Origin of the sequence: Blautia sp. AF32-4BH, from assembly GCF_003460565.1 — a bacterium.
In the GTDB taxonomy this organism is placed as follows: Bacteria; Bacillota; Clostridia; order Lachnospirales; family Lachnospiraceae; genus Fusicatenibacter; species Fusicatenibacter saccharivorans.
Window position 1 is genome coordinate 148,450 of record NZ_QTVL01000002.1, and the last position, 25,466, is coordinate 173,915.

General features: G+C 49.9%; 25 protein-coding genes, 7 tRNA genes and 1 riboswitch. Of the genes, 2 read left to right on the plus strand and 30 right to left on the minus strand.

What is annotated here, in order from left to right; genetic code table 11:
• Positions 1–3: 3 nt before the first annotated feature.
• The 21 genes from DWZ44_RS03420 to DWZ44_RS03525 form a co-directional block, all read right to left on the minus strand.
• Positions 4–987 (minus strand): DUF1385 domain-containing protein, encoded by a 984-nt coding sequence (locus tag DWZ44_RS03420; RefSeq protein WP_117804214.1) that lies wholly within the window; start codon positions 985–987, stop codon positions 4–6.
• A gap of 104 nt (positions 988–1,091) precedes the next feature.
• Entirely contained in the window at positions 1,092–1,292 is a 201-nt protein-coding gene (gene rpmE, locus DWZ44_RS03425) for a 50S ribosomal protein L31 (protein WP_022462139.1), read from the minus strand.
• 131 nt (positions 1,293–1,423) lie between these two features.
• Entirely contained in the window at positions 1,424–3,088 is a 1,665-nt protein-coding gene (gene rho / locus DWZ44_RS03430; RefSeq protein WP_117804215.1) for a transcription termination factor Rho, read from the minus strand.
• A gap of 133 nt (positions 3,089–3,221) precedes the next feature.
• Positions 3,222–3,303: transfer RNA gene (locus DWZ44_RS03435), tRNA-Leu, on the minus strand.
• Between the two features lie 68 nt (positions 3,304–3,371).
• Positions 3,372–3,444: transfer RNA gene (locus tag DWZ44_RS03440), tRNA-Lys, on the minus strand.
• 18 nt (positions 3,445–3,462) lie between these two features.
• Positions 3,463–3,534: transfer RNA gene (locus tag DWZ44_RS03445), tRNA-Gln, on the minus strand.
• Positions 3,535–3,554: 20 nt separating this feature from the next.
• Positions 3,555–3,628: transfer RNA gene (locus DWZ44_RS03450), tRNA-His, on the minus strand.
• A 46-nt stretch (positions 3,629–3,674) separates the two neighbouring features.
• Positions 3,675–3,748: transfer RNA gene (locus tag DWZ44_RS03455), tRNA-Arg, on the minus strand.
• A gap of 26 nt (positions 3,749–3,774) precedes the next feature.
• Positions 3,775–3,845, minus strand: a tRNA-Gly gene (locus DWZ44_RS03460).
• Positions 3,846–3,851: 6 nt separating this feature from the next.
• Positions 3,852–3,926: transfer RNA gene (locus DWZ44_RS03465), tRNA-Pro, on the minus strand.
• Positions 3,927–4,246: 320 nt separating this feature from the next.
• Complete coding sequence (locus DWZ44_RS03470) at positions 4,247–4,732, minus strand: metallophosphoesterase family protein (RefSeq protein ID WP_022462627.1); 486 nt, start codon at positions 4,730–4,732, stop codon at positions 4,247–4,249.
• Between the two features lie 14 nt (positions 4,733–4,746).
• Positions 4,747–5,349: an XTP/dITP diphosphatase gene (locus DWZ44_RS03475; RefSeq protein WP_117804216.1), complete on the minus strand. Its 603-nt coding sequence runs from the start codon at positions 5,347–5,349 to the stop codon at positions 4,747–4,749.
• 129 nt (positions 5,350–5,478) lie between these two features.
• The gene (locus DWZ44_RS03480; protein WP_117804217.1) at positions 5,479–7,209 is read right to left on the minus strand and encodes a carbon starvation CstA family protein; all 1,731 of its coding nucleotides are present in this window, start codon (positions 7,207–7,209) and stop codon (positions 5,479–5,481) included.
• A 44-nt stretch (positions 7,210–7,253) separates the two neighbouring features.
• The gene (locus DWZ44_RS03485; protein ID WP_055219714.1) at positions 7,254–7,778 is read right to left on the minus strand and encodes a hypothetical protein; all 525 of its coding nucleotides are present in this window, start codon (positions 7,776–7,778) and stop codon (positions 7,254–7,256) included.
• A gap of 161 nt (positions 7,779–7,939) precedes the next feature.
• Complete coding sequence (locus tag DWZ44_RS03490; RefSeq protein ID WP_022462631.1) at positions 7,940–9,097, minus strand: THUMP domain-containing class I SAM-dependent RNA methyltransferase; 1,158 nt, start codon at positions 9,095–9,097, stop codon at positions 7,940–7,942.
• Positions 9,098–9,113: 16 nt separating this feature from the next.
• Positions 9,114–9,656 (minus strand): phosphodiesterase, encoded by a 543-nt coding sequence (gene yfcE / locus DWZ44_RS03495; protein WP_022462632.1) that lies wholly within the window; start codon positions 9,654–9,656, stop codon positions 9,114–9,116.
• Between the two features lie 106 nt (positions 9,657–9,762).
• Positions 9,763–10,080: a rhodanese-like domain-containing protein gene (locus DWZ44_RS03500; protein ID WP_243001874.1), complete on the minus strand. Its 318-nt coding sequence runs from the start codon at positions 10,078–10,080 to the stop codon at positions 9,763–9,765.
• Between the two features lie 119 nt (positions 10,081–10,199).
• Positions 10,200–10,385: a hypothetical protein gene (locus tag DWZ44_RS03505; RefSeq protein WP_022462634.1), complete on the minus strand. Its 186-nt coding sequence runs from the start codon at positions 10,383–10,385 to the stop codon at positions 10,200–10,202.
• Between the two features lie 549 nt (positions 10,386–10,934).
• The gene (locus tag DWZ44_RS03515) at positions 10,935–12,299 is read right to left on the minus strand and encodes an alanine/glycine:cation symporter family protein (protein ID WP_117804333.1); all 1,365 of its coding nucleotides are present in this window, start codon (positions 12,297–12,299) and stop codon (positions 10,935–10,937) included.
• 209 nt (positions 12,300–12,508) lie between these two features.
• A riboswitch (glycine riboswitch) is annotated at positions 12,509–12,599 on the minus strand.
• 311 nt (positions 12,600–12,910) lie between these two features.
• Positions 12,911–14,620: an ABC transporter ATP-binding protein gene (locus DWZ44_RS03520; RefSeq protein ID WP_082424887.1), complete on the minus strand. Its 1,710-nt coding sequence runs from the start codon at positions 14,618–14,620 to the stop codon at positions 12,911–12,913.
• A 41-nt stretch (positions 14,621–14,661) separates the two neighbouring features.
• Complete coding sequence (locus DWZ44_RS03525; protein ID WP_055219704.1) at positions 14,662–16,422, minus strand: ABC transporter ATP-binding protein; 1,761 nt, start codon at positions 16,420–16,422, stop codon at positions 14,662–14,664.
• Positions 16,423–16,559: 137 nt separating this feature from the next.
• On the opposite strand from DWZ44_RS03525, the gene DWZ44_RS03530 reads away from it, so the two are divergent.
• Positions 16,560–17,417, plus strand: coding sequence for a LysR family transcriptional regulator (locus tag DWZ44_RS03530; RefSeq protein ID WP_055219702.1), 858 nt, complete (start codon positions 16,560–16,562; stop codon positions 17,415–17,417).
• A gap of 76 nt (positions 17,418–17,493) precedes the next feature.
• Here the strand turns inward: DWZ44_RS03530 and DWZ44_RS03535 are convergent, their stop codons facing one another.
• On the minus strand, positions 17,494–18,735 hold the full coding sequence (locus DWZ44_RS03535; RefSeq protein WP_117804218.1) for an Nramp family divalent metal transporter: 1,242 nt from the start codon (positions 18,733–18,735) through the stop codon (positions 17,494–17,496).
• 216 nt (positions 18,736–18,951) lie between these two features.
• Here DWZ44_RS03535 and DWZ44_RS03540 point away from each other — a divergent pair, with 216 nt between their 5' ends.
• Complete coding sequence (locus tag DWZ44_RS03540; RefSeq protein WP_117804219.1) at positions 18,952–19,434, plus strand: N-acetyltransferase; 483 nt, start codon at positions 18,952–18,954, stop codon at positions 19,432–19,434.
• A gap of 283 nt (positions 19,435–19,717) precedes the next feature.
• Here the strand turns inward: DWZ44_RS03540 and DWZ44_RS03550 are convergent, their stop codons facing one another.
• The 8 genes from DWZ44_RS03550 to DWZ44_RS03575 form a co-directional block, all read right to left on the minus strand.
• Complete coding sequence (locus DWZ44_RS03550) at positions 19,718–21,100, minus strand: uracil-xanthine permease family protein (protein WP_117804221.1); 1,383 nt, start codon at positions 21,098–21,100, stop codon at positions 19,718–19,720.
• Between the two features lie 80 nt (positions 21,101–21,180).
• Entirely contained in the window at positions 21,181–21,840 is a 660-nt protein-coding gene (locus DWZ44_RS03555) for a TatD family nuclease-associated radical SAM protein (protein WP_022462642.1), read from the minus strand.
• Complete coding sequence (locus tag DWZ44_RS03560) at positions 21,840–22,676, minus strand: pyridoxamine kinase (protein WP_117804222.1); 837 nt, start codon at positions 22,674–22,676, stop codon at positions 21,840–21,842. The genes DWZ44_RS03555 and DWZ44_RS03560 overlap by 1 nt, the downstream gene beginning before the upstream one ends.
• Positions 22,677–22,916: 240 nt before the next feature.
• Positions 22,917–23,276: a hypothetical protein gene (locus DWZ44_RS03565; protein WP_158565821.1), complete on the minus strand. Its 360-nt coding sequence runs from the start codon at positions 23,274–23,276 to the stop codon at positions 22,917–22,919.
• 2 nt (positions 23,277–23,278) lie between these two features.
• Positions 23,279–23,407 carry a hypothetical protein gene (locus DWZ44_RS18970; RefSeq protein WP_256372543.1) on the minus strand — a complete coding sequence of 43 codons (129 nt, stop codon included), beginning with the start codon at positions 23,405–23,407 and terminating at the stop codon, positions 23,279–23,281.
• Between the two features lies 1 nt (position 23,408).
• Entirely contained in the window at positions 23,409–23,540 is a 132-nt protein-coding gene (locus DWZ44_RS18975) for a hypothetical protein (RefSeq protein ID WP_256372544.1), read from the minus strand.
• Between the two features lie 186 nt (positions 23,541–23,726).
• Positions 23,727–24,650: a SufB/SufD family protein gene (locus DWZ44_RS03570; protein WP_117760600.1), complete on the minus strand. Its 924-nt coding sequence runs from the start codon at positions 24,648–24,650 to the stop codon at positions 23,727–23,729.
• Positions 24,650–25,381, minus strand: coding sequence for an ABC transporter ATP-binding protein (locus DWZ44_RS03575; protein ID WP_117804223.1), 732 nt, complete (start codon positions 25,379–25,381; stop codon positions 24,650–24,652). The genes DWZ44_RS03570 and DWZ44_RS03575 overlap by 1 nt, the downstream gene beginning before the upstream one ends.
• Positions 25,382–25,466: the final 85 nt, after the last annotated feature.

A 25,466-nucleotide genomic window follows, 5' to 3' on the forward strand; every position in this document is an offset into this window, starting at 1 on the left:
CGGTCACGGCTCCTCATGTTCTTTCTTTTCGGTTTTGGCCGGGTACGTATAACCAAAGTTTTCGTTCAGGTACGCTCTCCAGTCAAACACAGCCTCCACAGCGGCGATCGCAACCTCTGCCATCTCGGCATCCGGCTCGCGCGTCGTCAGGTGCTGCAGCATCAGGCCCGGTTTACTGATCAGGTTGACCAGTTTATTGTCACTTTTTCCCGCCAGGCGGATAATTTCATACGAAACGCCCGCGATCACCGGAATGAGAAGCAGGCGGATCACGATTTTCAGCACCGGTGAATCGACCCGGATGAACATGAAAAAGATGATGCTGATGACGATGACGTACATAAGAAAGCTCGTTCCGCAGCGCTTGTGCTCCCGGGAACTCTTTAAGACGTTTTCCACGTTCAGTTCCAGACCGTGCTCAACACAGTTGATGCATTTATGCTCGGCGCCGTGGTACATGAACACGCGCTGAATGTCTTCCATACGGGAAATGGCTGCCAGATAGCCGAGGAACAGTGCCACACGCACAAAGGCCTCTGCCACCGCGGTCAGTGTCGTTCCGGCTCCCGCTTTGTGCAGCAGTTCGGACAGAAAGTACGGCACCATCAGAAAGAGAACGACGGCGATGACAACGGAAAATGTGACGGTTCCGTACATCATCAGCCTGTCTGTCTTTTCTTTTTTCGCTTTCTGCTGCTCCTCTTCCTCTTTCGTCGCCGGCTTTTTCTTTTCCTCCTCCTCGTCCTCATAGAACGAAGCGGAGTACATAAGGGAACTCATGCCGACGATCATCGAATCGGCAAAGCTGAAGACACCGCGCAGAATCGGAACTTTTAAAAGCCCCTTGTGCTTTGTCAGCGGCCTGTGCTGCTCTACTTTAACCTCAATCTCCCCGTCCGGCCGGCGTACTGCGACGGAATAGTGGTCCTTGTTCATCATCATGACGCCTTCCATCACGGCCTGGCCGCCAATATTGGATGATTTCATAATTTACGTTTACCTCCTCAAAGGGGATTTTCTGCATCCGTAACGCAAGAACGGGCTGAGATCTTCCAACCTCAGCCCGTTTTTCATCTTGCTTGATTCAATTCTTATTTCATGCCGTATTTCTTGTTGAACTTCTCGATACGTCCACGAGCTGCAGCAGCTTTCTGCTGGCCAGTGTAGAACGGATGGCATTTAGAACAGATCTCAACATGGATCTCTTTCTTGGTAGAACCTGTTACGAAAGTATTTCCGCAGTTGCAGGTAACAGTTGCCTGATGGTATTCTGGATGGATTCCTTCTCTCATTTTATTCACCTCTTCTTAATATTGTTATCTTCTCAGATTTACTCTGATGATTTCGTATTTCAGGCTGACAAAATCTCATCAACCTTGCACAGCTTTCTCATTGTATCACACAATTTTGAAAATTGCAAGCCTTATACTATTTTTTGTTTCTTTAAAATTTGAATCAGTTCGCCGTTGTTTCTGGTACGGTCAAACATGTTCAGAATATTTTCCACGGCTTCCTCGGATTTCATGCCGTTTAATGCTTTCCGCATATTGTAAACGGCCTCCTGCTCATCTGGTGTCAGAAGCAGATCTTCTCTTCTTGTTCCCGATTTGGCTATGTCGATGGCCGGGAAGACGCGGCGTTCCTGCAGTTTCCGGTCGAGCACGAGTTCCATGTTTCCGGTGCCTTTGAATTCCTCGTAAACGACATCGTCCATCTTGCTTCCGGTGTCCACAAGCGCCGTTGCAAGAATCGTCAGGCTTCCGCCCTCGCGCATGTTTCTGGCCGCGCCGAAGAACCGTTTCGGCATGTAGAGTGCTGCCGGATCGAGACCGCCGGAAAGGGTACGGCCGCTCGGCGGAACGGTCAGGTTGTAAGCTCTGGCGAGACGTGTGATGCTGTCGATGAAGATCGTAACGTCTTTTTTACTTTCCACAAGACGTTTCGCGCGCTCAATGACCATCTCGGACACGCGTTTGTGGTGCTCCGGCTGCTCATCGAAGGTGGAATAGATGACTTCCACATTCGATCCCTGAATCGCTTCTTTAATGTCGGTGACCTCCTCCGGACGCTCGTCGATCAGAAGGATGATCAGATACATCTCCGGGTTGTTCCGCAGGATGGATTTTGCCGCATCCTTCAAAAGCGTCGTTTTTCCGGCTTTCGGCGGGGAGACGATCATGCCTCGCTGGCCTTTTCCGATCGGACTTACAAGATCCACGATCCGCATCGCCATGCTTCCGCCCGGGCGCTCAAGGCGCAGCCGCTCATCCGGGAAGACCGGTGTCATATCTTCGAAATTGCCGCGTCGCATGATCTGGTCGAGCGGCAGATTGTTGACGCTCTTTAAGTATAAAAGGGCGCTGAATTTTTCGGTTGCGGACTTTACTCTCGTGTTTCCGCGGATGATATCTCCCGTTTTCAGTCCGAAACGGCGGATCTGGGACGGAGAAACGTAGACATCGCTGTCGCCCGGCATATAGTTGTCGGAGCGGATAAATCCAAATCCGTCCGGCATGACCTCGAGGATGCCGCAGGCCTCCTGGCCGCTGTCGAGCGTGCTGGTTTCCTGACGCGGTTCCTGTCTCGTCTCTGGTCTTGCTTCCTGACGCAGCGGCTCCTGTCTCATTTCCTGCCCTGCTTCCTGATGCGGCTCCTGTCTTTGCTCTTCCTCACGGTTATTCTGATTATAATTCCGTGGTTCCTGAAATCTACGCTCATTGAAACGCGGTGCTCTTGGACGGTACTCCTGGCGCTCTCCGTTTTCACTGCGCTCTTCCCGGCGGACATACCGCGGTCTCTGGTACGGGCGCGCGGTGCCGTTTTCCGAGGTTTCCCGATTCTGGCGCTCCATACCGTCCTCCCGCTTTTCCTGCGGTTCCTGATTCTGATCCTGTACAGTTTCCGTCTTTTTTTCCTCTTTTAGAACCGTCGGCTCTTCCATGTTTTTCTGGTTTTCTTTCTGATCTTCTTCCAGCATCCGCTCAATCAGCGCTTCTTTCCGCAGGTTGGAAATCCCCTTCATGTTTCTGGATTTTGCCAGCGCTTTCAGCGTGCTCAAAGGCAATGACTCATACTTTTCTCTTGTCATACCATTTTTCCTCTATCTATTCTCTATTTGATTTTCGGTTCTGTTTGGAGTTTTTAAGATATTTGATGCGCGAATATTTTTGCTGCAATTATTTAGAATCTGATTTTTGTCATTTTACTGCTGTGGATTTTTCTGCGGTTAGTGGGACTCGAACCCACACGCCGAAAGGCACAGGAACCTAAATCCTGCACGTCTGCCAATTCCGTCATAACCGCATATTATTTTTTCAAAAAAGAAAAACCCCATAGAAAACCTCCATGGGCGTTTTCTATGGGTTATTTAGTGAAGCATCGGGGATTCGAACCCCGGACAACTTGATTAAAAGTCAAGTGCTCTACCGACTGAGCTAATGCTCCGTATACTTTTGCATCCAACTGGGCTAGCTGGATTCGAACCAGCGAATGCAGCAGTCAAAGTGCTGTGCCTTACCGCTTGGCGATAGCCCAATGTTTCGCCTTGCTGGCAGGGTGGATAAAGGGATTCGAACCCTTGGCCTCCAGAGCCACAATCTGGCGCGCTAACCAACTGCGCTATACCCACCATAATTACGACTTACAGTCTTTTTCACTATTTAATTTTAGTGAAGCGTGCTTGGAGGGATTCGAACCCCCGACCCACGGCTTAGAAGGCCGTTGCTCTATCCAACTGAGCTACAAGCACACAGCTTCTACAAAATTGTAGCAGCAAGCGGGTGATGGGAATCGAACCCACGTATCCAGCTTGGAAGGCTGGTGTTCTACCATTGAACTACACCCGCACGACATCGGGGTGACAGGATTCGAACCTGCGACCTCCTGGTCCCAAACCAGGCGCTCTAGCCAAGCTGAGCCACACCCCGTAAACAAGGTTTCCCGATTTGCGTTTAACCCTTTCGCGCTCGACGCAAGATTTATTATATTACATTGTTTTCGGTTTGTCAACACTTTTTTTCATTTTTTTCAAAATGTTTTTTGTGTTGTTTTGTTCTCACCGGACAACAAAGAGATCTTATCATATCTTTTCTCATCTGTCAACACCTAAATTGTATTTTTTTGACAAACTTTTTAAGAATTAGTCAGAACCTGCTCCGGTACTACCCTGTTTTCTTTGGAATAGTCATGTTAGTTGCGATAATTCATTCGATTTTGGGCTGTTTTCCGCCCTTTTTCGACCCGTTTTTTAATCCAGATACTTGATTTCCACCGAAAGCTCATGCTCTTCATTGATCGTCAGCATGGCATAGCTTGGTTTTCTTCCCATCTGACGCGGATACGTGAGGCTGCCCGGATTGACAATCCAGAGATTTCCACGCTTTTCTGCGACCGGCCGGTGCGTATGGCCGAACAGTACGATATCCACACCCCTGGAAAGCGCCTCCGCATAGATTCCCTCCAGGCCGAGCGATACGCCGTAGTTATGACCGTGTGTGATAAAGGCACGGTAATCATCAATGTTCACCTGAATCTCCGCCGGGAGGTTTGAAAACCAGTCATTATTTCCCATGACCATATAGCACGGGCCGTTTACCTTGGATTTGATCAGGTCATCCATCCCTTCCACGTCACCGCAGTGGATCATGCCGTCGAACTCCTCACGTTCCATGGCCTCCTCAAGGTTATACATCCGTCCATGGGTATCGCTCACTATCAGAAATTTCATACTCATTCTCTTCCCTCTTCTTATTTCAAATATGATGCAATCTGTTCTTTCATCGCCGCCAGTGCTTTTCCTCTGTGGCTGACTGCGTTTTTCTCTTCCGAAGAAAGTTCTGCGGTCGTGCGGCTCATATCCGGCAGATAGAAAATCGGGTCATAGCCAAAACCGTTCTCCCCGCGTTCCTCGTAACCGATTTTTCCCTCGATCGTTCCTTTGGTGGTACAGACTGTTCCATCCGGGAAGGCAGCTGCAATCACACAGACGAATCGTGCCGTTCTTTTTTCCACCGGCACGCCCTCCAGGCGGTCAACGAGGCTCTGATTTTTGATGCGGTAGGACGTATCCTCTCCCATATATCTTGCCGAATAGACACCAGGCTCGCCGTTTAAGGCATCTACTTCCAGACCGGAGTCATCCGCCAGCACGATCGTGTCGCCGTCTGTGCATCCGGCAACGGTCTGTGCTTTGATTTTTGCATTCTCCTCAAAGGTTTTGCCGTTCTCATCGATCTCAACCGAAATGCCGGCTTCTTTCATCGAATAAATTTCCACCGGCAGATCCGCAAGGATTTCACGGATTTCTTTCATTTTGCCGGCGTTTCCTGTTGCAAATACAATTTTTTTCATAACCGTTTTCCTTCTTTCACGCTGAAATAACTTGCGATCATTATACCGTATGTGTGACGCAAACACAAGAACCCTGTCACAAAAAAAGACCCCCGTTTTTATCCGGGAGCCTTTTTTTGTAATCACACATTATTTTGCTTTTTTCTGATTTGCCAGAGTCTTGAATCCATCGACAGCCAGGATCAGCGCCAGGATGACAAGCAGGCCTGCCAGCACGATACGTGCTACGCACCAGCCGATGCCAACGCCTGCGCCAAGGCCCTTGAAGTTTGCGATCAGGGTCTGTACAAGGGATGTGATGGTTACGATCAGCATGAATACCATCGGGAACAGGAACATTTTGTTGTTTTTGCCGACTTTTCCAAGCCAGGTGGCAACAGCAAGAAGTCCGATGGCTGCCAGCAGCTGGTTGGATGCACCGAACAGCGGCCAGATTTTGGAATAACCGGTCAGGCCAAGGCCGATGCCGAGTACTACGGTGATAACGGTTGATACAACCGGATTGGTCAGAACGGCTTTGTAGCCGGTTGCCTCTTTGTAAGTCTGTCCCGGCTCAAGCCAGAACTCCTGGAACATGTATCTTGCCAGACGGGTTGCAGTATCCAGAGAAGTCAGGCAGAATACCGATACAGTCAGAACCAGCAGAGAGTACAGTACGTGGGTCGATCCGCCAAGTCCCGGAATGGTTGCCACCATCTCGGAGATACCGGTTGCAAATACAGCGGTCGGAACAACGGTGGTTCCGTCTGCGTATCTGGACCAGATGTAGCCGACTGCACACAGAGATACGATTGCAAGTGCACACTCAATCAGCATACCGCCGTATGCGATCGGGCGGGCATTTTTCTCATTGTCAAGCTGTTTCGATGTAGTTCCTGAACCAACGAGTGAATGGAATCCGGAAATTGCTCCGCAGGCGATGGTTACGAACAGGGCCGGGAACATAAATCCAAGAGAACTTCCGGTCGGAGCCAGCGTATCTTTGAATCCGGTGAATGCCGGGATATCCAGGGATGCATGGCCCATCAGAGCACTTCCGATGACACCGGCAGCGGCTACGATCATCATGAAGTACAGAAGGAAGGAGCTTAAGTAGTCACGCGGCTGAAGCAGAATCCAGACCGGTGCAACAGAAGCTACGGTGATATAGATACCAACGATTACCATCCATGCTGTCTCGGAGAGATAGATCGGATGGAAGTTTAATCCAACAACAACGCAGACAACGATAGCTGCAACGCCTGCGATGGTGGAAACGCCAAGAGATACATTTCTTCTGTATACCATGAAACCGAACACAACGGCGAGTACGATGAACAGAATGGAAATCATAGCGGTTGTTGCATTTGCAGAACTTGCTGCCACATCGACAGCGCCGCTCTCGGTGTAGGCTGCCTTGAAGGTATTGGCAACGATGGAACCGAAGGCTGCAACAACAAGAATCAGGGTCAGGTAAGCGAAGACGATAAAGAGTTTTTTCGCTTTACTTCCCATGGTGTCTGCGATAACCTCGCCGATGGACTGTCCTTTGTGGCGCAGGGATGCAAACAGTGCGCCGTAATCATGAACGCCTCCAAAGAAGATACCGCCGATGAGTACCCATAAAAGAACCGGAACCCATCCAAAGACAGCGGCCTGAATCGGTCCGTTGATCGGGCCTGCGCCTGCGATGGATGAGAAGTGATGTCCCATTAAGACAGGAGCTTTGGCAGGAACGTAGTCCACACCGTCCTCCTCGGTGAATGCAGGGGTTTTCCGTTTCGGATCAACGCCCCACTGCCCGGCAAGCCATTTTCCGTAGAATACGTATCCGGCGATCAGAATGCCGATTCCGACAACCAGTACAAGAATACTATTCATTTGTTTTTTCCTCCCTCTTTTTGGTAGAATAAATTTATAGATAACTAAGATCGGAACATCTTAGCATATCCCTTTACCAATTCCCAGGCCGCCCGGTTTCCAAACACTTTCTGTTCTGCCGTATCAAAGACGAGCAGCCGCACCTGACAGTAGCCTCTCAAAGAAAACCGGTAATTTTTATAATACTTATATTTTCGGATTTTCTTCTTTACGCTGTCCGCAACCGGTTTGTCCGCAAAAAAAATACCGGTGACCAGCGTGTACATGTGGTCGGTATCCGGTACTTCCTTCCCCTCGCGAACCACCTTTGGCTCTATCCATTCTGTCAGGTCCGTCAGAAATGTTTCGACGTCCTGGTCGTTCAGTTCTTCCACCGCTTTAAAATACGCATGCTCATGACAGCTGATCCTCCACAACTCTGCTTTCTTTGAGAGCACGTATTTTGCGCCGCTCTCGTGGTAGCTTGCACAGGCATCGTATGTATGGCCGTTTACTTCGGACGGCTTTACGATATCGTAGCTCCTCTCGTAGGAATGCAGCAGCCTGTCTCTGATCTCCTGTCCGTTCATGGTTTCCTCCGCTTGATGAAAAAATTTCGCATGAGGACAGTTTAGCACAGTAGTGCAGTGATTTCAAGAAAATATTAAACTTTTCTAAAATTCTTCTTTTAATTTTTGTTATCAAAAAGGAGCAACGCCAAAAATCATTCGGCATTGCTCCTCCATTTGTATTATTTCTGTTCTTTTTCCCGGCGCGGCGGCTTCGGTCCCGCGTACTGGTAAAAGTAGGTTTTCAGCATTCCATTGTAAATTTTACGGTTTTTATCCGCCTTTTTGCCGAGATACCGCTCGGCATCCTCGTAGCTCGTGATCAGATACATCGACCAGGAATCGAGAGCGCGGTACCGCTCTCCTAATGTCTGATACAGGGCCGGAAGATCTTTTTTGTCCTCCAGGCGCTCACCGTACGGCGGGTTGGTAATCAGAAAACCGTATTTTTTCGGGTGCGACAGCTCGGCAACCGGACGCTGCTGGAAATGGATCAGGTGATCCACACCGGCCAGCTTTGCGTTCTCTCTGGCACTCTTGATGACATCTCCGTCGATATCAAAGCCCTGAATATCTGTCTCAATATCGTTCCGGATCCGGTAGCGTGCATCCTCCGCCGCATCCATCCAGCATTTTTTCGGCACGAGGTGCGTCCACTGCTCCGCAAGGAAAGAACGGTTGAGACCCGGTGCAATATCGGCCGCCATCATGGCCGCCTCGATCGGGAACGTACCGCTTCCGCAGAACGGATCGACAAGAATCCGGTCACCCTTCCACGGAGTCAGCATGATAAGTGCTGCGGCAAGGGTCTCGGTGATCGGCGCTTTCGCGGTCAGCTTGCGGTAGCCTCTCTTATGAAGGGAAACGCCGGAGGTATCGAGTCCGATCGTAACCTCGTCTTTTAAAATCGAAACACGGATCGGGTACTGTGCACCGTCCTCCGGGAACCACTCCATGTGGTAGACCTGTTTCAATCGCTCGACAATCGCTTTTTTCATAATCGACTGGATATCGGACGGGCTGAAGAGCTTACTCTTGATGGAGTTTGCCTTCGTTACCCAGAACTTTCCGTTTTTCGGGATAAATTTCTCCCACGGGAGCGCTTTTGTCGCTTCAAAGAGTTCATCGTACGTTTCGGCGTGGACCTGTCCTACTTTGAGCAGGATACGCTCGGTCGTGCGAAGGAACAGGTTGGCGTAGGCGATTCCCTCTGCATCTGCAAGAAACGTTACTTTTCCATCCTCCACGCGCTCGATTTCGTAGCCGAGGTCGAGGATTTCACGTTTCATCACCGCCTCCAGGCCGAAGTGGCACGGGGCGATCAGTTCATATAATTCCATACTCTCCCGTCCCCTCTTATAATGTGAGCTGTTTTACGACGGTGCCGTCAAAGCCTTTGATCGTAAATACGCCGTCCTCGAGGATTGCATAGGTCGGGATATTGCCCTCTTTCGGCAGAGATACAGAACCCGGGTTCAGAAAGGTGTGTGCGCCTTTTTTCTCGGCACGCAGGACGTGGGTATGGCCGTACAGGAAGATATCTCCATCCATCAGCGGCGGCAGATTCTGCTCATTGTAGATGTGGCCATGGCTCATATAGAAGGTATGGCCTCCCTCGATCAGGATGCCGTAATCTGCCAGCACCGGGAACTCCAGTACCATCTGATCTACTTCTGCGTCGCAGTTTCCGCGCACGTTGGTGAGGTACTGTTTTTTCTCATTCAGCATGGCGATGACCTGTTTCGGTGCGTATTCTTTTGGAAGATCGTTTCTCGGGCCGTGATAGAGAAGGTCGCCTAACAGAAACAGGCGGCTTGCGCCCTCTGCCTCGAAGGCTTCCAGCATTTTTCTGCAGTAATAGGCAGAACCGTGAATATCAGATGCAAACATGTATTTCATATCGTGATCTCTCTTTCGTTTTGTGGTTTGGTTTTGTATTGTTTTCTGTTTCATCTTACCGTATCTTTTCCCGCTTGACAAGAAGAAATGTTGGATTGCCGCCCCCTTACAGCTCTTCTCCCGCCACCAGATATCGTCCGCGGTATGCATGCATTCCGCCGATGACCGTTTTGACCTCGTATCCGTTCTCCGCCAGCCGCTTTCCCTCCGCCATGCTCGCGGCACCCCGCTCACAGCAGATCACAAGAATTTTGTCCCGCGGCAGACAGACCCGTTCGAGCAGATGGTCATAGGGAAGATTCACCGCTCCTTTCACATGCCCTTTTTCGTATTCCCGCCGGCTCCGCACATCGATGATCATCGCCCACGGTTTTCCCACGTACCAGTCCAGCTGGTCTGCCGCCAGCAGTGTCATGCCTGCCATATCCTGGTCCCCCTCTCCGGATCTGACTTTCTCTCCTGTTTTATATGTATGCAGAAACCGGCGGCAGAGTCCGTATGGGACCCTCCGCCGGCTTTTTCTGCCGGAATCCCAAGGTTTACTTAGTATTTTTCATACTCATCCTTCTCGTCCTGCTCCCGGTTCTGCTGACCGTAGGATGACATCTCACGGTCTTTCACATGATTGCAGTCTCTGCTGTTCTTCTGGTTTTTGCTGTATTCGCTTTTCTCGTATCCGTTTTTGCTGTACTCGTTTTTGCTGTATTCATTTTTGCTGTTTCTGGTCATAATCTTGTTTCCTCCTGAATGTTTTTTTGTCCTGCGACATCCTTTAGTATCGCTTTTTCCGCGCAGATTATGCATCCAGAACCCTGTTTTTCCACGGTATCTGTTCCAAAGTGGGGAATGCAAGCCCAAAAATACAGTGTTTTTCCTGCTTTCGGACCACTGCTTTCCAAATTGTGGTAATTTTTTCCAACTTTTGAATTTCGATGTTGCTTTTTCCCGTTATCTGTATTATAATCAATTTTGTAAAAGAATTTACCCTTCATAAATTTTTTTACAATTAATAACCCCTTATTAATTATTTATACTCCCCTTGAAAGACCGGTAGCTCCCCTGCCGGTCTTTCTTTTTGCAATTATTCAGAGCCATGCAAAATTTCAAGAAGAACTGTGAGTCATGCTCGCATGAACGAACAGTTCTTCTTGAAATTTTATATGGCGAGAAGCCACATCGAGATGCAGCGTAGCGGAATCGAGATGTGGCTCTGAATAATTGCAAAAAGAAAGTCTGCATCAGCAGACTTTCCTCCTTTTTCCCGTTCTGTATATATGATTAGAATTCTACTTTTTCACCTTTTGCCGCTTTTGCTACGGTTCCTGCGAGGACGATCAACGCCATGAGGTTTGGAATTACCATCAGGCCGTTAAAGAGGTCTGACAGGTTCCATACGAGATCTACTTTCAGCAGAGAGCCGAGGAAAACGAACACAACGACGATCAGCGAGAACGGAACGACTGCTTTCTTTCCGAACAGATACTGTACGTTCTGTCTTGCGAAGAAGTACCATCCGACGATGGTCGAGAATGCAAAGAACAGAAGACAGATCGCTACGAACGCCGGTCCAAAGCCTTTGAGGCCGGTTCGGAATGCCGCCTGTGCGACCGGGGTTCCTACAACACCGGTACTCATCATCTCTTCCAGAACGCCGGAAGAAAGAATAACGAGAGCGGTCATGGTCAGGACAACGAAGGTATCAATAAAGACACCGATCATCGCTACTTCACCCTGATCCTCCGGGTTCTCGACATCGGCAATCGCATGGGCATGCGGGGTGGAACCCATACCGGCTTCATTAGAGAAGAGGCCTCGGGCAACACCGTAACGCATGGCTTTCCGCACGGTAATACCGGCTGCTGCACCAAATACAGCGTCCGGACGGAATGCACAGATAAAGATCGAAGCAATCGCTGACGGCACATGCTGGATGTTGATCAGAATAACAACAAGGGCTCCGACAAGATACAGTGCTGCCATCACCGGAACAACTTTTTCGGTGAAGGATGCGATACGGGAGATACCTCCGATGAAAATGAATGCGGCGAGAACGGCTACAATCACACCCATCACCCATTTCGGTACGGAAAATGCGGTGTAGAACGCATCACTGATGGAGTTCGACTGTACCATATTTCCCATAAAGCCAAGTGCCAGGATAACAGCTACGGCAAAGAAGCCTGCCAGCGCTTTTCCAAACGTTCCCTTGAACGCGTGGGTGATGTAGTAAACCGGTCCTCCGATGACCTCTCCACTCTCATCGCGGCGTTTTGAGATCTGTGCGAGATACGCCTCACCGTAGATCGTTGCCATGCCGAAGAACGCAGCAAGCCACATCCAGAAGATGGCTCCCGGGCCGCCGGATACGAGTGCGGTCGCACATCCTGCGATGTTTCCGGTTCCGACCTGTGCGGCGATCGCTGTTGCAAGCGCCTGGAAGGAAGTCATGCCGTCTTTTCCGGCCTTCTTACCCTTTAACGAGAAACCTCCGAAGACGCGGTTCCACGCGGTCTTAAACTTTCTTACCTGTACAAAGCGGGTCCGAACAGAGAAATAAACTCCCGTACCTACCAGCAGAAACAGCAGTACGCTGTTCCAGAGCACATCACTGATCTGCGCAATTGCCTGATTCAATGCATCCATTTTCTTTTCTCCCTTTCCATTCGACGTATGGTCTGAACGATGTGGATCACACATCCGCACCGTTTTGAGAAAAAAAATACCATCTCCTGCGGAATTTTTCCTGCAGAACATGGCTCTGATTGAAAAATACAGCAAAAAACCGCGCTTCCGGAATTTTTTCGTTTCTGCGCACCGCTTTTTTTGTTCCGCGGCTGTTTTTCTTCTGTATCTTTTTTGACTCTGTCCTTTTGCCTGAGAGATTCTGCATCGCTGCATTGCACCTTCGGCACTCTTTTCAAGAGCTTCTCCAGAGACCACTCCGTTTTTAGTCCTCGCCGTCTCCCGTCCGTTCTTGTTTTAAGAAGAGAACCAGCACCTGAAAGTTTTACTTCTTCGGTCGTGCACCTTTCGAAAATTAAATTTCCAAAGGCTCTCCGCACATTTTCTAAAAACTTCTACGTCTTTTTTTATTTTTGTAAAACTATAGCACCTGTGATAGGATTCGTCAATACCCCATGCCGTATTTTTTTCAGAATATTGCAAAAACATATAAAAAATCAGCAGATCTGAGCGCGCACGCCTCAAAATCGCATGCGCGGCACAGATCTGCTGTTCTCTTTTCCAAATATCTTTTATGACGCCTGGAACTGGCTGTTGTACAGATTGTAGTAGAAGCCTTTCTTCTCAAGAAGCTCCTCATGGCGTCCCTGCTCGATGATCTTTCCGTCTTTCATGACGAGGATCAGCGAAGCGTTGCGGATCGTGGACAGACGGTGGGCAACGACGAAACTCGTTCTGCCCTGCATCAGCTTGTCAAACGCCTCCTGAACCTGCAGTTCGGTACGGGTATCGATGCTGGAGGTCGCCTCGTCGAGGATCAGCATCGGCGGCAGGCAGAGCATGACACGGGTGATACAGAGAAGCTGTTTCTGCCCCTGGCTGATGCTGTCTTCGCTGAGAACCGTGTCAAGTCCCTTCGGCAGACGCTTAATAAACTCCCAGCTGTGTGCCTCTTTGGCCGCATTGATGATCTCCTCTTCCGTCGCATCCGGCTTTCCGAAGCTGATGTTGTCGCGCACGGTTCCCTGTTTGATCCAGGTATCCTGCAGCACCATACCAAAGCAGCTGCGGAGCGCATGGCGGGACAGTTCGTCGATCGGCTTTCCGTCGATGCAGATCTTTCCGGCATCGACATCATAGAAGCGCATCAGCAGGTTGATAAACGTCGTCTTTCCGCATCCGGTCGGGCCGACAATGGCAACACGCATGCCCGGCTGTACGTCAAGATTAAAGTTCTCGATCAGTTTTTTCTCTTTGTCATAACTAAATGCTACATCATCGATCGTCACATTTCCCGTCACGGTATCGATCGTTCCGGCCGGGTCTGCACTCTCCTCTTTCTCTTCCAGAAGAGCAAAGATACGGCCTGCGCAGGCAAGCGCGTTCTGCATCTCAGTGATAACGGAACTGATATCATTGAACGGTTTCATATACTGGTTTGCGTACGACAGCAGAACAGAAAGTCCGCCGACGGTCAGCGCGCCGCCCGGGATCATGAAAGCTCCCACAAGGGCAACACCGGCATAGATCACGTTGTTGACAAAACGGGTGGACGGGTTCGTTAAGGAACTGTAGAACACGGCCTGCTGGCTGTATTTCTGCAGATCTTTGTTGATCTCTGCAAAACGCTCGGAAGCTTTTTCCTCATAGCCGAACGCTTTGACTACTTTCTGGTTTCCGATCATCTCATCGATGAGTGCGGTCTGTTTTCCTCTCGTCTCACTCTGTTTCTGGAACATTTTGAACGAGCGGCCGGAAATAAATTTTGCCACGAAGAAGCTCAGAGGTGTCAGGCAGATCACAAGAAGGGTGATCCATACGTTCTTCGAGAACATGAAAAACAGTGTCACAATAATGGTTACGATGCCGGAGAACAGCTGTGTAAAGCCAAGCAGAAGACCGTCCGATAAGATATCGGTATCTGCGATAACACGGCTTACGATGTCTCCGGAGCTGTGCTGATCCAGATAGGACAGCGGCAGCACCTGGATATGACGGATCGCCTGGGAACGAAGGTCGCGCACGATGCGGTACGTCATACGGTTGTTGATCAGGTTCATGATCCATGCGGAAAGTGCGGAAACGAGGGTAAAGAATACGATTCGTTTCAGATAGAACCACATCTCCGGGAAATTGACCTGGTGGGCTGCAACGACCTCATCGATCGCATCGCCGAACAGGATCGGAATATAAAGCTGTAAAATAACGGTAACCGCAGCCAGGACAATACTAAGGCCTAAGAAAATTTTATAATTTCCGATAAACGCCATCAGCTTTTTCATGACCTGCATGCCGCTTTTTCCGGACTTGTTTTCTGTCTTTTTCATGCGATCACCCCGCTTTCGTTGTTATAAGCTGCACGCTCTTCCGGGAACTGGGAGAAGTAAATCTCGCGGTAAACCTCGCAGGTTTTCATCAGCTCGTCGTGTGTGCCGTTTCCTTCGAGCGTACCATTTCCAAGAACGAGGATCTGGTCTGCCTGACGGATGCCGGCGATTCGCTGGGATACGAGGAAGGTTGTCGTGTTTCCTTCGAGATTGTGGACGGCTTTGCGGAGTTTTGCATCCGTTGCAAAGTCAAGCGCACTCGAGCTGTCGTCCAGAATCAGGATTTCCGGTTTTTTTACCAGCGCACGCGCAATAGAAAGACGCTGTTTCTGTCCGCCGGAGAGGTTCTTTCCATTCTGCTCCAGCATAAAATCGAGCTGATCCTGTTTGCCTTCTACGACTTCTTTCGCCTGGGCTGTGGTGAGCGCCTCCCAGATTTCTGCATCGGTGGCGTCCTCTTTGCCCCACTTCATATTGTCGCGGATGCTGCCTTTAAAGAGCACTGCTCTCTGCTGAACAACACCGACTTTATTGCAGAGCTCTTCTTTCGTGTAATTCTTTACATTCTCGCCGTCTACCATGACGTCACCGCTGGTCGCATCGTAGAAACGGGAAATCAGGCTGACCAGCGTCGATTTTCCGCTTCCGGTACCGCCGATGATTCCGATGGTCTGTCCGCGTTTTGCGGTAAAGCTGATATCCGATAAGCTCTCTGCGCCGGCTCCTGCATAGGTGAAGCTGACATTTTTAAATGTAACAGCTGCATCGCCAGTTACTTTCTTTGCAGCGCCGCCTTTTGCCGGGTAGTTCATGGTTGTCGGAACCGCCAGTACGCCGGAGACACGCTCTGCACAGGCAACGGATTTGTTTAAGGTGATGATGAGCGATGCCAGTTTGATCAGTTCCACGATGATCTGCAGCATGTAGTTGTAAAGTGCGACAACCTGTCCCTGCTGCATACTGCCGATGTTAACCTGAAGGCCTGCCTGCCAGATCAGGACAACGGCTGCGATGTTGATGAGGACATAGGTCAGCGGATTTAACAGTGCGGAAATTTTTCCGACAAACTCGTTCAGACAAGTCAGCTCATCGTTGCTCTTTTCGAAATCGGCAACAGACTGCTCCTCACGGCAGAACGCACGGATGACACGGACACCGTTCAGATTTTCTCTTGTCATTCCGGTGACGCGGTCGAGTGCCGCCTGTACCTTTTTGAACAGCGGGATGCTGACCAGCATAATGCCGAATACAGCAACGAACAGGATCGGAATAGTAACCAGGAATACGATGGCACATTTTACGTTGACGGTAAATGCCATCACAACGGAACCGAATACGATAAACGGACTCCGCAGCAGCAGACGCAGACCCATGTTGATTCCGTTCTGCACCTGGTTGATATCGTTGATCAGACGGGTGATCAGCGTATCGGTTCCAATGGTATCCAGCTCCGTAAAGGACAGAGCCTGGATGTGGTCAAAGACCGCCTGGCGAAGCTCGGTTGCACAGCCGACGCTCGCTTTTGCCGCGAAATACTGCGCGGTGAAGCTGCAGCAAAGTCCGACTGCCGCCATCAGAACGAGGATTCCAAAACGGCTGACGATGTACGGACGGTTATTGCCTGCGATACCCACATCGATGATCTGGGCAACAACCATCGGCACCAGAAGGTCGAAGACAACTTCCAGAAGCTTGAACAAAGGAGCGATGATGCTCTCTTTTTTGTAGTGCTTCAAGTAGACTCCAAGACTTTTCATCTTCTTTTTCACTCTCCATTTCTTTGTTTCTTGACATTGACAGTATAATCTCATATGATTAATACGAATAGTATTGTTTTTATAGCTTAGTGATACAATTTTAATATCATAGATAATTTCACGAAAGGAAGTCTCTTATGGAACTGCGCCAGCTTGAATATTTCCGCGTCATCGCCGAAACCGAAAGCATTCACGAGGCCGCCCGCCGCCTCAATATGTCCCAGCCGCCGCTCAGTTATCAGTTAAAGCAGCTGGAAGCCGAACTGAATGTCACTTTATTTGAACGCACCCGCCAGGGCGTCCGCCTGACCGAAGCCGGAAAACTGCTGTACGACCGCTCCGCCAACCTGCTCGAGTACGTGAAATCGACGGAGCTTGAGGTCGCAAAGGTCGGCAAAAAGCGGGTTCTGCGCCTCGGCATCACACCGACCACCGTTGCGACGATCATGCCGTGCGTCTCGCTTTTTTCCCGCCGCAATCCCGATGTCAACTTCGAGGTGCACGACGGCATCACCTACACGCTGTACCGCTATCTGATGGACGGCATCATCGACATTTCCATCGCCCGCACGCCGCTGCGGCTCGACGATGTCGACTATAAAATTTTAAGCTCTGAACCTATGATTGCCGTTTCTTCAAAAGATATGCTTCCCGAGAAGAACGGATCGCTAAAGCTCTCGGATCTTTTGAATATTCCGCTCATCATCTACCGCCGGTATGAGGCGCTCATCATGGATGCGTTCCACTCGCGCGGCATGGAGCCCGATCTTTTCTGCGTCTGCGACGATCCCCGCGGCGCGATGCTCTGGGCAAAGGAAGGCCTTGCCACTGCCATTTTCCCGCAGTCCATGAGCTCTCTCTGCCAGGGACTCCGCATCCAGCCGCTCGCAGAAAGCGACCTGGAAACGCAGATCGCCGTGATCTGGAAAAAGGGGCGGAAACTCTCTCCGCTTCTGCAGGACTTTGTCGATGCCTGCATGGAGAGCATATTATAATAGAAGAAGTCCGCTGCGCCGGTCTCTTTTTCAGGGATCAGCGCAGCGGACTTCCTTTTTTTATTTCTCATTCTTTTTACTGCACAAACAGCAGCGCGATATTCAGCAGTGTCACAATCACCGCAATCGCAAACAGGGCAATTTTCAGCCGCAGACTGTTCGCGTATTTTCCCATGACTTTTTTCGAGGACGTCAGATAAATCTGCGTAAATACCGTAATCGGGAGCTGCATTCCAAGGAACATCTGTGAATAGAGAAGGCCCTGGAACGGGGAATCAATCAGAAGAATGACCGCTGCGGCCGGGATCATGGTAAGAAGGATTCCCCAGCGTGTCTCCTTACTCTTGATCTCATACGGCTTGTTAAAAATCCCCGAAAAAATCGTTCCGCCCGCCATTCCCGCGGTGATGCTCGATGAAATTCCGGCGAGCAGAAGCGCTGCTGCAAAAATCACCGATGCGGCATTTCCAAGGAGCGGTGTCAGCATCTTTCCCGCCGTTGCGAGATCATCCACCTGCTTTGCATTCTGCGGCTGGAAAAACGTTGCGGCCGCCATCAGGATCATTGCACTGTTGATGGCCCATCCGATGATCATGGAAAACAGGGTGTCTTTGAACTCATACTTTAACTGGCGCGCAATCACCTCATCATCCTCAAGATTCCACTGGCGGCTCTGAATAATTTCCGAGTGGAGAAACAGGTTGTGCGGCATGACGACCGCACCGAGGACGCTTAAGATGACCGGAATTGAGTGCTCTGGAAACGACGGTTTTACCCAGCCGACAGCCGCCTGCGCCCAGTCGATATCGGCGATCCAGACCTCAAAGAGGAACGAAAAGCCGATCAGCGAGACAAACACAATGATCAGTTTTTCAATCCGTTTGTAAGCACTTGTAAACTCACAGATCAGAACCAGCACGAGAATCATCATGCTGCCGAGCTTGATCGGAATGCCGAACAGCATCTGGAGCGCAATCGCACCGCCGAGGATCTCCGCCATTGCGGTCGCCACCGCTGCCATCATCGCCGTCGCAAGAATCGTGTTTTTCAGCCACGCAGGCAGATAGAGGCTCGCCGCCTCCGAGAGGCACTTTCCCGTGGCAATGCCGAGATGCGCCGCATTGTGCTGCAGAAAAATCAGCATGATCGTGGACAGGGTAACCATCCACAGAAGCTCGTAGCCGTAACCCGATCCGGCGGCAATGTTGGATGCCCAGTTTCCCGGGTCGATAAAACCGACCGTGACAAAAAGTCCCGGACCGAGATAGCGGAGAAAATTCATGCCCGCCGTCTCTTTTCGTTTTCGATTTTGTTTCATATTCTTTCCTTTCTGACAATTTGATACGGAACCGGCCCATCCAGGACCGGCAGAAATCATTTTGTTGTGGTTTTGGTTGCTTTAGTTAGTTGTAACTAACTGCATTGTACATGGGATTTTTCAAAAAGTCAAATCCTGTTTTCTCTTTCTTGTGCTTTATCGTCCGCTGTGCTACAATAAAACTGCTTATTTTGAACTAAAAGGAGAATTTTTATCATGATACGACTTGCCGTCCCGGAGGATTTTACTTCGATCATGTCAATCTATGCGTACGCCCGCTCTTTTATGCAGGAAACCGGAAATCCGAATCAGTGGGGAAACCATTTTCCGCCGGAGGAGCTGATTCACAACAGAATCCGTGACAAACAGCTTTTTGTCCTGGAAGAAAACGGCACGCTGCACGGCGCGTTTGCCTTCATCATCGGTGAGGATCCGACGTATCTGCAGATCGACGACGGCTCCTGGCTCTCCGATGCGCCGTATGGCACGATCCACCAGGTTGCCTCAGACGGAACAATCCACGGATTTTTCTCCCAGATCGTCGATTACTGCTGGACACAGATCCCGCACCTGCGCGTCGATACGCATACGGACAATCAAATCATGCAGCATCTGATCCAGAAAAACGGATTTGAACGGCGCGGCATTATCTACGTACTGAACCACTCTCCGCGGATTGCATTTGAGCGCGTAAAATAAAACACCAAACGAAAACACCGGATCGTCACCGCTTCGCAGACTTTTCAGCCGCGGAATCACCGTTGGATCCAGGTAATATAAGGATCCGACGACCTGTCCCATCATCCCCTTTTTCGATCTTTCGTGTGTCATTTTTTTTACCAACCTTATATCTTCTTACCCTCCAATATACACTTGCCCGTACCGAAATGCAAAGAAAATCCGCTTTTTCCCCTCTGTTTCTGCACATTCCTTTGTGCAGAATACAGATGCAGAAAAAACGGATTTTCTTTTGCATTTTTCTTTATGCGTGGATTCCTCTGTTCTCGTCTCCGGTCTCGTTTACGCCGAATTCGTAATCGTTGCCCGGCAGAATCATGTTCAGCAGGATTCCTGCGATGGCTGCAATGGCAAGTGCAGTCAGGGTGACGGTCGTTCCGCCGATCGTAAAGGAGAGACCGTTGCTGAAGCCCAGTCCGCAGACAAAGATGACGCCCGCAATAATCAGGTTTCTTGATTTCGTCAGGTCTACCTTGTTCTCAACCACGTTGCGCACACCGATGGCAGAAATCATACCGTACAGCATGAAGCTGACGCCTCCGATGATGGAGGACGGCATGGTGCTGATGAGTGCCGATACCTTCGGAATGAAGCTGACGATAATCGCAAAGACTGCGGCAATACGGATGACTCTCGGGTCATGTACGCGGCTCAATTCCAGAACGCCGGTGTTCTCGCCGTACGTCGTGTTGGCCGGTCCGCCGATGAAACCTGCCATTGCGGTTGCAAGACCATCACCGAGCAGGGTTCTATGCAGACCCGGATCAGAAAGGAAGTTCTCTCCTACGGTTGCAGAGATCGCCGACATATCACCGACATGCTCCATCATGGTCGCGATCGCGATCGGTGCCATGATCATAATGCTGGTCAGATCGAATTTGCAGAGCTGCAGCGGCGGAAGTCCGACGATGCCTGCCTGTGCAACCGGCGCAAAGTTGATGATCACGGATCCGTCCGGATTTTTGATGCCGAGTGCATTCAGGACAACTGCCACAGCGTAGGCAATCACAACGCCCATCAGAATCGGAATGATTTTGAGCATTCCTTTTCCCCAGATGTTGAAAATGATGATGACTGCCAGCGCAACCAGTGCCAGGAACCAGTTCGTCGAAGCATTATTAATGGCGGAACCAGCAAGGCTGAGGCCAATGCAGATGATAACCGGACCTGTGACAACCGGCGGCAGGTAGCGCATCACGCGTTTGACACCGACCATGCGGATGATCAAGGCAAAAATCAGGTACAGAAGACCTGCTACCACAATACCTCCGCAGGCATAGGCTGCCTTGTCGTTGACACTCATGCTGGCATATTTTCCGGTATTCAGGTTTGCAACAGCGGCGAAACCGCTTAAGAATGCAAACGAAGAACCAAGAAATGCCGGTACTTTAAATTTCGCGCACAGATGAAACAGCAGGGTTCCAAAGCCGGCGCAGAACAGTGTGACGGATACGGTAAGACCGCGGGACGGTCCCTCGCCGCATGCGTCTACAAAGTAGCTGTTTACCAGAATCGGCACCAGAATGGTTGCACCGAACATGGCAAACATGTGCTGCAATCCGAGAATCAGCATTTTAGGAATACCGAGCTTTCTCGCATCGCGGATGACTCCATTAGACTCGTTCATACGTCTCTCCCTCTCTTTTGTTTTTCCTTCCCATTATAGGCGTTATGTCGTTCAAACACAAGCGAAAGATTGCGGGCCTCTCAATTTTCAAACGGGCGGACACGTAAAGTAACTCCTAAGGTATCACAGATCTCCTGACACTTCTGAATTTTCTCCTCTGGCATGACTTTCTCGACAACCGTCATCACAACATTCGGCACATACTGTTTGGAAAGAACCGCAAACTCCTTGATCGCCTCGTACGACTGGATGCCGAATTTCGACCGCGTGAGCTCCAGAAATTCCTTTTCATCCGGCGCGTTTAAGGAAATCGAGACGGTATCAAATCTTCCCTTTAATTCCGGGGTGACATCTCTTCCATAGATCAGGTTGGCAAGACCGATCGTATTCAGACGCACTTTCAGGTTCGGATACGTTTCTTTTAAGGAATCGATCACCCGACAGACATCCTCAAGCCGCTCAAGCGGTTCTCCGAAGCCGCAGAAGACCAGTTCATTGATCACGTTCAGATCGTACTGTGCGAACAGCTCCAGCATCGTCTCAACGGATGGCTCGCCCTCTTTTAACCACAGTGTATTTCCCTCCTGCTGCTGTTTCGTCTGGCGCAGACAGAACACACAGCTGCACGGGCATTTGTTTGTCATGTTGACATAGACATTTTTTCCGGTAAGATCGCCGCTCTTTGCAAGGTCGAGATACCCTTCCTCGCCGACGGCTCCGGTTACAGTATATAAATACATTACGCTTCCTCCGTTAAGTCCTTCATAAACATTTCAAAGCAGAGTCCCCAGTAGCTCGGCACTTCGTTTTCTTCGCAGTAGCGGATGCATTTCGATACGTAATCCGCCGCCTTTTTCACCGACTCGTACAGGCTGTGGCCGTTCAGATACATGCCTGCGATAATTGCCGCAATGACATCTCCCGTACCGCTCCGGTCGCCGCCGATGCGGTCTACCATGACAATCTGGAAGTCTTCGCCTTTGTTATAGATAAAGTTGGCAATCTGCGTCTGGTTAAAGTGGATGCCCGTCACAACAATATGTTTCGGTCCCCGCTCCGCCAGTTTTCCGCACATCTCTTTCAGCTCCTCAATCGAAGCCCCGTTCTCAGGATACGGCGCATCGAGCAGTGTGCAGAGCTCCGTCAGGTTCGGCGTGATGATATCCGCGTAGTGAACCAGTTCTTTCATCTTTTCGCACATCTCTTTCGTGTACGTCCGATACAGCTTCCCATAGTCTCCCATGACCGGATCGACGATGACAAAGTTGCGGTCCGTCTTAAAATGGCGGATAAAATCAAGCACGATATCCACCTGCTGTTCCGATCCTAAGAAGCCGGTCGAGATCGCATCGAAATCGAGCTTCAGATCCTTATAGGTCTGAATGTAATCCTTCATCCGGTCAGTATAATCATCAAAGTAATACGTCGGAAACTGCGTGTGTGCTGAGAGAATTGCGGTCGGAACTGCCACCGCCTGAATCTTCAGCGCCGACACGATCGGCGCCATCACAGCCGTCGAGCACCGTCCAAAGCCTGTCAGATCGTTAATCAGCGCTATTTTTTTCTGTTTTTCCATGTTGTTCTCCTCTTTTTTTCAGGATGCCTCCGCATCTGTTTCATGTCTATTTTTGCACACTCGCGTCTTATTTACAAGTTTTTTTCCGGACAAAAAGAAAAGGGGCTGTCGGGAAATAGACCGCCCCATATGTAAAATGATCGGATAACTGAATTTTGTCTTTTTTCTGATTCATTTCTGCTCTCTCTTTAAAGTTTTTCCGTCTCCTCGCGCAGCGCTGCCGTCAGATTTCTTGTCATCTCAAGATAGCTGTTCAGCTCTTCTGCCGAGAGTTTTCCATATGCACGGATCTCCGCCCCGCGCAGCCGGTCCGTCGTATTTTTCTCCAGTTCCCGTCCGGCATCCGTCAGCAGAATCCTCTTTTTGTTCCGCGTTCCCGGGATGAGCTCGAGCTCCACAAGGCCCTATATCACAGAAAATTCCGCCTGTGCCTTCCACGCCCTCGAACACGCCGCTTCCCACAACCGGGAATGCATCATAGTCCTGCAGGCTCTCCGTCTCTTCTACGGTCAGCCCCGCAAGCGCATTGTAGTGCACCGGCAGTGTCTCGCCGAACGGAACGTTGTTGTCCGCATCTTTCACGGCGTGGCGGTACGTCACGATTACGGTTCCGCCGGATCGAGCAGAATGCTCTGGCGCTGGATACGGAACGATGCCAGGGAATCGTAATCGTACACGATCGCCTCCTCGTTCTTCACCGGAACCTCCATCGCCTCTTCGTATTTTTTCATATCACGGAAGAAACTCTGTATGTCTTACCAGTCCCTGATCGTCAATGCCGAACGCATAGCTGTTGGATCTGGTCTGCAGCAGGAAAATATTTTCGGAATGATTGATCACAATATCCATTTTCGCTTTCCCCATTTCTCTATCTTGTATCTTTCCTTTTTTCAACAGTACAAATTTATCATATGTTAAAAGTCAAAATATTTTACTTTTTATTTTAGTAAAATTTACTACCTGCTTTTGTGAAAAATGCACAAAAAGAGGAATCTCCATCTATGCAGACTGGAAATGCCTCTTTTTTGTTCTCTTGTTTCCTTTTTTTCTTCAGCTCAGGAAGTTTTCAATAATGACGTTTTCCGCCTCCGCTTCCGTCATGCCGAGCGTTCTGAGTTTCAACAGCTGCTCGTCATTGATCCGTCCGATCGCCGCCTCGTGGATGATTGCCGCATCCACATGCTTTGCCTGGATCTCCGGAATAGATCCGACCTGGGCGTGATCCATGATGATAGAATCGCACTGGATATGGGCGTGGCATTTGTTTTTGCCGACTGCCTTCGGATGGAAGACCTGGGAGGAATTGCCCTTTCCGACAGAACGTGAAATAATCTGTGCGGAAGAACCGCTTCCGTTCATACATACTTCAATATCCGACTCTGCCTTCTGGTCACCGTCTGTCATCAGACGTTCGAGCACGAACAGTTTGGAGTTTGCATCCATCACAACATTCGTCGTACGAATTGTTGAGTCAACGCCCTTAATCTGTACGGTATCCAGCGTAAAAACGGAATTTTCTCCGATTTCAATATTTGTCACCGGGTTCAGAATCCGCTGTCCCGTTCCATTTCCCTCGCCATAATGCTTTTCCTCGTAGCGCACGTTGGCATTTTTTCCTACATGGAACGTATGGATACCGTCGTGCCGGCTGTCGTTGCAGCCGCCGTTGTGAATACCGCAGCCCGCTACAATCGTAACATCGGCGCCGTCCGCAACGTAGAAATCATTGTAAACAAGATCCGTCATACCGGAAACGCTGACGACAACCGGGATAAATACTTTTTCGCCCTTCGTCTCGCCGTCGATCAAAATATCAATGCCCGGCTTATCCTCTTTTTTGCGGATTTTGATATGTTCACTGTCACCGTGGCAGAGCGGAATGCCGTTCTGACGGAGATTATACGCCCCTTTCTGCGCAAATCCTTCGCTGATCTGATTTAATACGCCCTGGGTTGTCTCATCTACCTGTACCATCAGCATGTGCCTCCTTCCTGACCGCACATCCGGCCTGTTTTCTGCTGGAACAGAGTCGGCAGTACATCTTCTTTTGTACCGTATTCTTTCACCTGTCCGTCCTCGATCACCATGATCTTGTCTGCCATCTGGATAATGCGTTCCTGATGGGAAATGAGGATCAGACATTCTTTCTTCTCTTTGTGGATTTCTTCAAACCGTTTGATCAGCATGGAAAAGCTCCACAGGTCAATGCCAGCCTCCGGCTCATCGAAAATGCTGACCTTATGCGGTTTTGCAAGAACCGTTGCGATTTCCAAACGCTTCATCTCTCCTCCCGAGAGCGTACCGTCCATCTGGCGGTTCAGGTAATCGGCAGAGCAGAGTCCGACAGCGGAGAGGAGTTTACAGCTCTCGGCTTCCGTCAGTTCTTTTCCGGCTGCCAGCGACAGCATTTTTTTCACCGTCATTCCTTTAAAACGCGGCGGCTGCTGGAATGCATAGCCGATGCCGGCGTTTGCGCGGTGGTCAATATCATAACCGGTAATATTTTCCTCATCCAGGAAGATTTCTCCGCCGTTTGCTTCCTCAATGCCGGCAAGTACTTTTGCCAGCGTCGATTTTCCGCCGCCGTTCGGTCCGGTAATCACCAGCATTTCCCCGTCCTTTACCTCAAAACTAATGTGGTTGACGAGACAGCGTTTTCTTCCCTCTTCGTTTACTTCAAAGGTAAGATTGTCTACTTTCAGCATATTTGCACCTCTTTTGTTTTCACTCTTTGCAGGGATAATCCCCCTTTCAAAAACTCTACTCCTTCTCCTAAAATCTGTCAATTAT